The organism is Pseudomonas sp. lyk4-TYG-107 (genome assembly GCF_030209055.1).
Lineage (GTDB): Bacteria > Pseudomonadota > Gammaproteobacteria > Pseudomonadales > Pseudomonadaceae > Aquipseudomonas > Aquipseudomonas putida_A.
Window position 1 is genome coordinate 54,504 of the sequence record NZ_JARVST010000016.1, and the last position, 10,818, is coordinate 65,321.

5 protein-coding genes are annotated in these 10,818 nt (G+C 60.4%); all 5 read left to right on the forward strand.

Annotated features, from left to right (window positions below; genetic code table 11):
* Window positions 1-5 precede the first annotated feature (5 nt).
* On the forward strand, window positions 6-1,292 hold the full coding sequence (flgJ, locus tag QRN61_RS14350; RefSeq protein ID WP_098967804.1) for a flagellar assembly peptidoglycan hydrolase FlgJ: 1,287 nt from the start codon (window positions 6-8) through the stop codon (window positions 1,290-1,292).
* A 21-nt stretch (window positions 1,293-1,313) separates the two neighbouring features.
* A complete protein-coding gene (gene flgK, locus QRN61_RS14355; RefSeq protein WP_285374062.1) occupies window positions 1,314-3,359 on the forward strand; it encodes a flagellar hook-associated protein FlgK in 2,046 nt (681 codons plus the stop codon).
* 13 nt (window positions 3,360-3,372) lie between these two features.
* Window positions 3,373-4,944, forward strand: coding sequence for a flagellar hook-associated protein 3 (locus QRN61_RS14360; protein WP_096796284.1), 1,572 nt, complete (start codon window positions 3,373-3,375; stop codon window positions 4,942-4,944).
* Between the two features lie 109 nt (window positions 4,945-5,053).
* Window positions 5,054-8,647, forward strand: coding sequence for a glycosyltransferase (locus QRN61_RS14365; RefSeq protein ID WP_096796283.1), 3,594 nt, complete (start codon window positions 5,054-5,056; stop codon window positions 8,645-8,647).
* Between the two features lie 214 nt (window positions 8,648-8,861).
* A partial coding sequence (locus QRN61_RS14370) for a beta strand repeat-containing protein (protein WP_285374063.1) occupies window positions 8,862-10,818 on the forward strand: 1,957 nt, incomplete at its 3' end.

Here is a 10,818-nt window from a genome sequence, read left to right on the forward strand (position 1 = left end):
CGACCATGGATATGCGCAAAGGCAGTCTGGTGGGCACTGGCGATTCGGGTTCGTACTCCGACCTCAATCGTCTGAACCAGCTCAAGGTCGGCGACAAGAACAGCGATGCGAACATGCGCAAAGTGGCGCAGGAGTTCGAATCGCTGTTCCTTGGCGAAATGCTCAAGTCGATGCGTTCGGCCACTGAGGCATTGGGTAAAGACAACCCGATGAACACCCCGGCGGCCAAGCAATATCAGGAAATGTACGACCAGCAACTGGCGGTATCGCTGTCCCGCGAGGGCGGCGGTATCGGTCTGGCCGACGTGCTGATGAAGCAGATGTCGAGGAACAAACCGCTAGCACCGGGTGAGGCTGCGGCCGCGTCCGCCGCCAAGCAAGAGGCGGCGAAAGCCGCTGCGGTGCAGACCCCGATTGCCGCCGGCACCACTGCCACCAATGGGCCGTTATCGCGGCTCAATGGCGAGCGTCCGTTGTGGGCCTCGCGTTCCGGGCGTGTGGCTACTACCGAAGCCTCGCACAGCAATGACATGGCAATGATCAACAAGCGTCGTCTGGCATTGCCGCCGAAACTGGCCGATCGTTTGCTCGCCGGTCTGGTGCCGTCCGCCACGCCGACCGCCACCAATGCCTTGCCACAACGTGCCGTGACCACGGCCGCCACCGGCGCCGGCCCGCTGTACAACGGCGACTGGCTGAGCCGTGCCGAAGACGCCAAGGCGTCCGGCGGGCAGATGCAGATTTACGGTCGAGCGATGGCGCAGATTCCGCTGGCGCCGGCCAAGCGCGCTTTCAGCTCCGCCGACGAATTCGTCAACACCATGTTGCCAATGGCCAAAGAAGCCGCCGCGCGTATTGGCGTCGATCCGCGTTATCTGGTGGCGCAAGCCGCACTGGAAACCGGCTGGGGCAAATCGGTCATGCGTGCCCAGGATGGCAGCAGCAGTCACAACCTGTTCGGCATCAAGGCCAGCAGCAACTGGACCGGCGATTCGGCCCGGGCAATCACCAGCGAGTTCCGCAACGGGCAGATGGTCAAGGAGACGGCGCAGTTCCGTTCCTATGCCTCGTACAAGGACAGTTTCCACGATCTGGTGACTTTGCTGCAGACCAACAATCGCTATCAAGATGTCGTGAAGTCGGCCGATAACCCAGAACAGTTTGTACGCGAGTTGCAAAAGGCCGGTTACGCGACCGACCCGAACTACGCGACGAAGATTTCGCAGATAGCCAAGCAGATGAACAGTTTCGAAAACTACGCTGCGGCCGGCGTTTCAACGACGCCTCTATAAACACACGGTAAGGTTTGAATCATGAGTTTGCTCAATATCGGGATGTCGGGGTTGTCCGCGAGTTCTTCCTCTCTCGCGACCACAGGTAACAACATTGCCAACGTCGACACCGCCGGGTATTCACGCCAGCAAACCGTGCAGAGCACCAAGGCCTCGCAGCAGTTCGGCAACGTCTTCATCGGTACGGGGACGACCCTGGCCGATGTGCGCCGGGTCTACAACTCTTACCTCGAAAACCAGCTGCATACCGCCACCTCGCTCAATAGCGAAGCGGCTGCGTACGGTGCCCAGGCCACTGCGCTGGACGCTTCGATGTCCGATACCAACACCGGCCTGACCGGTGTGCTGCAGAAGTTCTTTACTTCGATGCAGGGCGTGGCGACTTCGGCCACTGACGACACCTCCCGTCAGTCGGTGCTGACCGGTGCGCAGGCTCTGACCAGCCGTTTCAATGCGCTGGCCAAACAGCTGAACGATCAGAACACCACGATCAATGGCAACCTGAGCGACATGACGTCCCAGGTCAACAAGCTGGCGACTTCGATTGCCAACCTGAACCAGAAGATCGGCGAGATTTCCACCAGCGGCGGCCAGCCGAACGATCTGCTCGACAGCCGTAATGAAGCGGTGCGTCAGCTCTCCGAGCTGACCGGTGCACAGGTCGTCGAGCGTGGCACCAGTTTTGACGTGTACATCGGCACCGGCCAGCCGCTGGTGATCGGCAACACCACCAACACCTTGAGCACCGTGCCGAGCAAGGACGATCCGACGCGCATGGCGATTCAGCTGGACCGCGGCTCAAGCGTGATCGACATCACGTCGGCCATGAGCGGTGGCGAAATCGGTGGCCTGCTGACCTATCGCAAAGAAGTGCTCGACCCTTCGCTCAATGAGTTGGGGCGTGTCGCGCTGGTGGTGGCCGATCAGGTCAACAGCCAGCAAGCCCAGGGCATCGACAAGAACGGTGACTTCGGCGCAGCGATCTTCAACAACATCAACAGTGCCGCACTGGTCAGCCAGCGCAGCATTGCGCAGTCGACCAATAGCGCCGGCTCGGGCAACCTCGATGTCACCATCAAGGACACCGGCAAGCTGACCACCAGCGATTATCAGGTGACCTTCACCAGCGCCACCAACTACTCGGTCAAGCGCTCCGATGGCACCGACATGGGCTCGTTCAGCACCACGACCACGCCACCGCCAGTGATCGACGGCTTCACCCTGGCCCTCAACGGCGGGGCGCTGAGCGCGGGCGACACGTTCAAAGTGACGCCGACCCGTAACGCGGCCAGCTCCATCCAGACCGTATTGACCGATCCGAAGAAAATCGCTGCGGCAGCGCCGTTGACTGGCGTGGCCAGTGCGAACAATTCCGGTACCTACACCCAGCCGACGCTGACTGATTCGTTCGACATCTACAACCCGGCGTCGCAGACCGAGTTGCAGAATGCGCTCAAATATTCGACGCCGGTCAAACTGGTGTTCGGTGCGGTCGCCAGCGGCAGCCAGTCGTACAACATGGTCGACGCCAAGGGCAACACCATCGGTTCGGGCACCATCGTGCCGGGGCAGGCCAACACCTTGAACCTCAAGGTCGGCATGGTCGACTCCACCGGTGCTCCGGTGATGGACACCACGGTCACGCCGAACGTGCAGAAGACCTTCACCGTACAGACCACCGTGGGCGCGACGCCGAAGTCCGGCGAAACCTTCACCATCAACCTGACCGGCGCGGCGTCTTCGGACAACCGCAACGCACAGACACTGGTTGGCCTGCAGGCCAAGCAGACCGTGGACACCGGCAGCGGCAGCAAGGGCATCAGCCTGACCGACGCCTACAACAAACTGGTGACCAACGTCGGTACCAAGGCTGCGCAGAGCAAGTCCGACAATGAAGCCACCTCGGTGATCCTCGATCAGGCCAAGGGCGCGCGTGATTCGCTGTCCCAGGTCAACCTCGATGAAGAGACCGGCAACCTGGTCAAGTATCAGCAGTACTACACAGCGTCTTCGCAGATCATCAAAGCTGCGCAGGAAACCTTCGCCACGCTGATCAACAGTCTTTAAGGAGTCGTAATTCATGCGCATTTCCACCGCCCAGTATTACGCGACGCAAGCTGCTCAATATCAGCGCAACTACAGCAAGACGGTCGCGACCGCCAACGAAGCGAGCAGCCTGCAGCGCATCAACACCGCTGCCGACGATCCGATCGGCGCCGGTCGTCTGCTCAAGCTGGGTCAGCAAAGTGCGATGCTCGACCAGTATCAGGGCAACATCGACACCACCAAGAGCTCGCTGACCGTGCAGGAGTCGACGTTGAACTCCATCACCACGGCTCTGCAGCGCGCCAAGGAAATCGGCCTGGCCGCCAACAACGGTATCGCCACCGACGACAACCGCAAGGCGTACGCGGCGGAACTGAGCCAGATCCAGCAACAAGTGCTGGGCCTGATGAACTCCAAGGATGCCAACGGCAACTACCTGTTCTCCGGTTCCAAGACCGATACCGCGCCGTACTCGCAAAACGTCGACGGCACCTACACCTATAACGGTGACCAGACCCAGATCAACCTGGGCATTGGCGACGGCATGTCGGTCGCGACCAATACCACCGGTTGGGACGCCTTCCAGCAGACCATCAACACCAGCCGCACCCAGACCACCATGACCGCTCCGGCGGTGGATGACGGTCGTGTGGTGCTGTCCAACGGTACGGTCGGCACCGCAGCGACCTACAACGCCAAGTTCACGGCGGGCCAGCCATACACCGTGGATTTCATCAGCAGCACGCAGTTGAAAATCACCGATGCCCTGGGCAACGACGTGACGTCCGAGGCCAGCCAGAACGGCCTGATCAGCAACAGCAATGGTGCCAACCAGACCGTCAGCTTCCGTGGCGTCGACATGAAGTTGAACATCAACCTCAAGGCCGGCGACACCAACCCGGATGCGGTCATCGCCGGTCACAGCTTCCAGCTGTCGGCCACGCCTGATTCGTTCACCACTGCGCGCAGCCCGGGCAACCCGTCGACGGCGGTCATCACCGGCTCCAGCGTGACCAACCAGGCGGCGTACAGCGCGGCCTTCCCGTCGGGCGGCGGCGCGGTGCTGAAGTTCACCAGCGCCAACGATTTCGACCTGTACGCGGCCCCTGTGACCGCTGACAGCAAACCGGTGTCATCGGGCACCATGGTCGGCAGCAACGCCACGGCCGCCGGTGTGACCTTCGCCATTGGCGGTACGCCGGGTGCGGGCGATCAGTTCTCGATTCAGTCCAACAACCACCAGACCCAGAACGTGCTCGACACCCTGGGCCAGATGGTCACGGCGCTGAACATGCAGGTTGACGGTGATCCGGTAGCCAAGCAGAAATTCCAGGGGGCCATGGAGTCGGCCCTTGGCAACATCGACAGTGCCTCCAACCAGATTGGCGCTGCGGTGACCTCGATCGGTGCGCGCGGTCAGTCGCTGGATGACCAGGACACCACCAACCAGAGCCTGATCCAGGCCAACACCACGACCCAGGGTTCGATCCGTGATTCGGATCCGGCCGAGGTGATGACCCGCCTGACGTTGCAGCAGACCATGCTGCAAGCCTCGCAACTGGCGTTCAGCAAGATCAGTCAGTTGGGTCTGTTCAACAAGATCTGACATTGGACGGGCGCGCAGGCGCCCGTTTGTCTTGTCCTTCAGTTAATGTTTTTTTGCGGTTTCATGGGCTCGCTTTACCGAGCGGGCTCGTACCGCCTGTGAGCCCGCCGTGAATCCACTTCCTCTCGTCAGTCTGGTCATTCCCGCCTTCAATCCGCGCTTCTTCGAGCGGACCTTGAACAGTGCGGTGAGCCAGACTTATGGCCAACTCGAAATCATTGTGTGCGACGACAGTCGCGGCAGCGAGATCGAAGCCATCACAGCGTCTGTGACCGAACAGACGGGTGTGGCCGTACGCTACGTGCGCAATCCACGGACGCTGGGACTGGTCGACAACCTCAAGGCTTGTCTCGAGCAGGCGCAGGGCGAGTACATCAAATTTCTGTGCGATGACGATCTGCTCTATTCCGCCTGCATCGAGCAGCAGGCCCATGAGATGCAGCGTGCAGAAGTCAGCCTGGTGGTGGCGCAACGGCTGCTCTGGGACGCAAACGACATCATTCTGCCGGCGCGCATCGAAAACACGCCGTTGTCGCCAGTCAGTGGCTTGCTCAAGGGCGACGACGTACTGGGCATCTTTGAAAAATTCCCGGTCAACGTGCTCGGTGGATTCAGCAATGCGCTGATGCGTCGTGCCGACGTCGTCGAGCTGTTGCCAGCATTGACCGAGGATGGCGCCTGCTTCGTCGCAACGCTGGATTTTGCCCTGTATGTCTGCCTGCTGCGGCGCGGCAATCTGGCGGTGTCCAACAGCGTACTCAGTGCCGAACGCCTCTACCCGGAGCGTCTGAGTGCACAGCAACCGATGAAGGATGCTGCGCAAGTCGAGCGCGAGTGGATTTCGCAAATGCTCAAGGCGCGCAGCGGTGAATCGGCGCCTGCGCCGGGATGGGTGCGTTATGTTCCGTTGTCCCGCGCTGATGAGTTGCCCCGGGTCTGGCAAGAGTTGCCCCTGAGTCGAACCCTGGGTACCAAGCAGAGCCGTCAGGAGTGGGGAGTCGGCGTCAACAGCTTCAGCTTCGGCGAACTGTACGCGCAGTGGCTGGGATGCCGGGTGCTCACCGAGCAGCAACGCCACTGGTTGCCGGAAACGCTCGCCAGTTGGCCCTGCCAGCCGCGCATCGTACCGATCATCATTGACGGGCAGGGCAGTCGCGATGGTCTGGAGCGCACGTTGGAGGCGCTCACTGCGCAGGATTATCCGCCAGAGCTGATCCTGGTCCTGTCCGCTTCGTGTACCGAGGCGCGCCTTGACGGGCGAGTGTTCCACATGCCGTTGCAGGATGATGGGCTGGAGCAGATCAACACACTGCTGCCGCAGCTCGAAGGGGCTGACTGGTTCTATCTGTTGCAGCCAGGCGATCGCCTGGTGGCGCCGGCGTTGCTGGTCATGGCCGACCGGATCGCACACACCCCAACCCTGACATGTCTGTACAGCGACGAAGGCAGCCTGCGCAGCGGCGAGTCGGCAGAGCCTGCGTTCAAACCGGATTTCAACCTCGACCTGATGCGCAGTTATCCCTATGTCGGGCGCGCCCTGGCATTCAAGCGCGAGCGGTTTCTGGCGCTCGGCGGCTTTGCGCCGACGTTTGCCGAACTGGCACCGCATGATGCGCTGTGGCGGATGGTCGAGAACGACGGCTTGCACGTCGTGGGGCACATCGCTGAAGTGTTGCTGGAGTCCAAATTCGACCTCTCCCAGTGGCTGACCGAGCCCGGTGTCGTGGCGCAAAGCCCGCGGATTCTCGAAGCGCATCTGCAACGCCTGGGGATTGCCCATGACATCCGCCGTGGCGGCAGCGAACTGCTCAACCGCGTGGATTATCAGCATGCGCGACGCCCGCTGGTGTCGGTGGTGATTGTCACTCAAGACCAGACGGCTGCATTGCAGCGCTGTGTTGAAACGCTGCTGGAAAAGACCGCTTACACCGAGTACGAGTTGCTGTTGGTCGACAACGGCAGCGAAAGCGCCGAGGCGCGGGTGTGGCTGGACGGCATGGCGCAACTGGGCAGCGAGCGAATTCGTGTGCTGAGCTATCCGCAAAAGGGTAATGCGGCGGCCGCGCACAACTTTGCGGTCAGCCATGCGCGTGGCGAGTATGTGTTGCTGCTCAATGCTTTTGCGGTGATCACTCAGGCCGACTGGCTCGACGAACTGCTCAATCATGCGCAACGCCCGGAAGTCGGCGTAGTCGGTGCGAAGCTGTTCAACCCGGACGGTGGTGTGCTGCACGCGGGGCTGATTCTCGGTTTGAACGGCCCGGTCGGTCTGCCGTTCTATGGCCAGCCCGTGCAGTCGGACGGGTACATGTTCCGCCTGCAAGCGGTGCATGACCTGAGCGCGGTTGGCGGCGATTGCCTGATGATTCGCAAGTCGGTCTTCGAGGTTGCCGGTGGGCTCGACGAACAGGATCTGAAGCAGACGTTGAACGTCGTGGATCTGTGTTTGCGGGTCGGCCGCGAAGGCTACCTGGTGGTATTGAATCCCCACGCCATGCTCGCAGTGGGCGCACGCCCGAGCGCCGCGGCGACGACTGAAGACGAAGCGCTGTTCGCCGAGGAAAGGGAAACCTTCTACCAGCGCTGGTTGCCAACCATCGCCCGCGATCCGGCCTACAACATTAACCTGACTCTGCAGGGTGTCGGTGCTACCAACTTCAGTCTTGAGCCTGGCCTGCGAACCGGTTGGAGTGCCTTTTCCAAAGCGCAGTTGCCGAATGTGCTGGTGGTGCCGATCAACGCCTCGGCCATCGGCCATTACCGCATGAGTCAGCCGATGATCGAGTTGCAGGCGGCTAACAGAGTCGAGGGGCGCATTTGCTACGGTTTGCCGTCGATCATTGATATCGAGCGCCAGTCGCCTGATGTGATCGTGCTGCAAGGGCGCTATTCGGAACACGCCATCGATGAAATCCCGCCTCTGAAAAAATACTTCAATGCGCGGCGCATCTTCGAGCTCGATGACTACGTCATCGACGTTCCCCACCGCAATGCGCACATCCGCAACATGCCGAGCAAGCAGGACATGGAGCGTATGGTGCGACGTGCCATCGGTCTGTGTGATCGTGTGGTCGTATCGACCCAGCCCCTGGCTAACGTGCTGTCCGACATGCACCACGACATTCGTGTCGTTCCGAACATGCTGTCCAAGGACTTGTGGAGCCACTTGCGCTGTCAACGCCGCACCTCGAAGAAACCACGGGTCGGTTGGGGCGGCGGGACCAGTCACCACGGTGATCTGGCGGTGATCGCCGATGTGGTGCGCGAATTGGCCAACGAAGTCGACTGGGTCTTCTTCGGCATGTGCCCGGACGATCTGCTGCCGTACATGCATGAGTTCCACGGCGTGATCGATCTGGAGATCTATCCGGCGAAGCTGGCCAGCCTGAACCTGGACCTGGCCCTCGCACCGCTGGAATTCCACATCTTCAATGACTGCAAAAGCAACTTGCGGCTGCTGGAGTACGGTGCCTGCGGCTATCCGGTGATCTGCACCGACACCGAGGCCTACCGTGGTTATCTGCCGTGTACCCGGATCAAGACCAACAGCACGGACGAGTGGCTGCAAGCGATCCGCATGCACCTGGCCGATCCGGATGCCAGTTACCGCATGGGTGATGAATTGCGTGAGGTGGTGCTGCGTGACTACGTGCTGCGTGGTGATAACCTGCGGTATTGGGAGTATGGCTGGCTGGCGGATTGATCTGCGTTCGGCTACCGGAAAAAGGCGACCTGAAGGTCGCTTTTTTTTGTCCGTGAAGTGCGTGTCTGCGTTAAATGCCGACGGATTTGCGCGCGGATTAAAGCTTTGGTTTTTCCCTGTCGATATCAACGTATTCTCGATTTATCAATGTGCTTGGCGGGGGATGATCGCCACGCAAGCAGGGGCCGGTTCATAACAAGGCAAGGAAGAAGTAATGGCAGTTATAAACGGAACAAACGGCGCGGATACGCTGACCGGTACCAGTGGGGATGATGAAATCAATGGCCTGGCCGGCAATGATCTGATCAGGGGAAGTGCCGGAGCAGACAAGATCGATGGCGGTACCGGGACTGATACGGTGGACTATTCCACATCGGCTGATGGAATCAACGTAGACATCCGCTCTAATGCTGTCGGTCTTGCGGGCATCGGCGGCGACGCTCAGGGTGACACCCTGAGCGGCATTGAAAAGGTGATCGGCACGGCGTTCAACGACACCTTCAATCTCGATACGGCCACCGCGACGTTCGAGGGCGGAGCGGGGGATGATGTCTACGTTCTCAACGGTAGTGGCGGCACGGTTATCGAACAGTCGAGTGGCGGTAACGATGAAGTACGCAGCAACTTCGCCCAGATTTACCTGAGCGCCAACGTCGAGCGTCTGACCTATACCGGAACCGGTTCATTCACCGGTTGGGGCAATGCCAGCGACAACGTCATTACAGGAGGCGTTGGCAACGACTTCCTGTATGGCGGCGCGGGAGCTGATCAGTTTATCGGTGGTGCCGGTATCGACACGGTCGGCTATACCGATAGCACTGTCGGTGTCAGCATCAACCTGAAAACCGGCGTCAATTCCGGGATCGCGGCGGGGGATACCTACACCGGCATTGAACGAATCCTCGGCTCGAACGGCAACGATACATTCGTCGCCGATAGTCGGGTATTTGCCTTTGACGGCGGCGCCGGAGCGGCGGATGTGGTGGATTACTCGACATCCAACGAGGCGATCAATGTCGACATCCGCTATAACGCTGTCGGTCTCGCGGGCATTGGCGGCGACGCTCAGGGTGACACCCTGTTCGGCATTGAAAAGGTGATCGGCACGGCGTTCAACGACACCTTCAATCTCGATTCGGCCACTGCGACGTTCGAGGGTGGAGCGGGGGATGATGTCTACGTTCTCAACGGCAGTGGCGGCACGGTCATCGAACAGACGGGTGGCGGTAACGATGAAGTACGCAGCAACTTCGCCCAGATTTACCTGAGCACCAACGTCGAGCGCCTGACCTATACCGGTAACGCGGCATTCACCGGTTGGGGCAACGCCAGCGACAACGTCATTACGGGGGGCATTGGCAATGACACCCTGTATGGCGGCGCGGGTGCCGACCAGTTCATCGGTGGTGGGGGTATCGACACGGCTGGCTATGCCGACAGCACTGTCGGTGTCACCTTGAATTTCAAGACCGGGGTCAACAGTGGCATCGCGGCGGGCGATACCTACACCGGCATTGAGCGAATCCTCGGCTCGGGCTTCAACGATACCTTCATCGCCGACAGTCGGGTGTTTGCATTTGACGGCGGTGCGGGAACGGCTGACGTGGTGGATTACTCGACGTCTGTCGAGGCGATCAATGTCGATATCCGAGCTAATGCTGTCGGTCTCGCGGGCATTGGCGGCGACGCTCAGGGTGACACCCTGAGCGGCATTGAAAAGGTGATCGGCACGGCGTTCAACGACACCTTCAATCTCGATTCGGCCACTGCGACGTTCGAGGGGGGAGCGGGGGATGATGTCTACGTTCTCAACAGCAGTGGCGGCACGGTCATCGAACAGGCGGGTGGCGGTAACGATGAAGTACGCAGCAACTTCGGCCAGATCTACCTGGGCGCCAACGTCGAGCGTCTGACCTATACCGGCAACGCTTCATTCATCGGCTGGGGCAATGCCAGCGACAACATTATTACCGGTGGTGCCGGCAACGACCTGTTGTATGGCGGCGCAGGTGCCGATCAATTTATTGGTGGCGCCGGCATAGATACCGCCAGCTACGGCGACAGTACTGTTGGCGTCAGCATCAATTTGAAAACCGGTGTCAACAGCGGCATCGCAGCGGGCGATACCTACACCGGCATTGAGCGAATCCTCGGCTCGGGCTTCAACGATA

Bases quoted from the DNA above. Each gene is read 5' to 3' on its own strand.
- flgJ (WP_098967804.1), top strand. From the start codon at position 6: ATGGATATGCGCAAAGGCAGTCTGGTGGGCACTGGCGATTCGGGTTCG.
- flgK (WP_285374062.1), top strand. From the start codon at position 1,314: ATGAGTTTGCTCAATATCGGGATGTCGGGGTTGTCCGCGAGTTCTTCC.
- QRN61_RS14360 (WP_096796284.1), top strand. From the start codon at position 3,373: ATGCGCATTTCCACCGCCCAGTATTACGCGACGCAAGCTGCTCAATAT.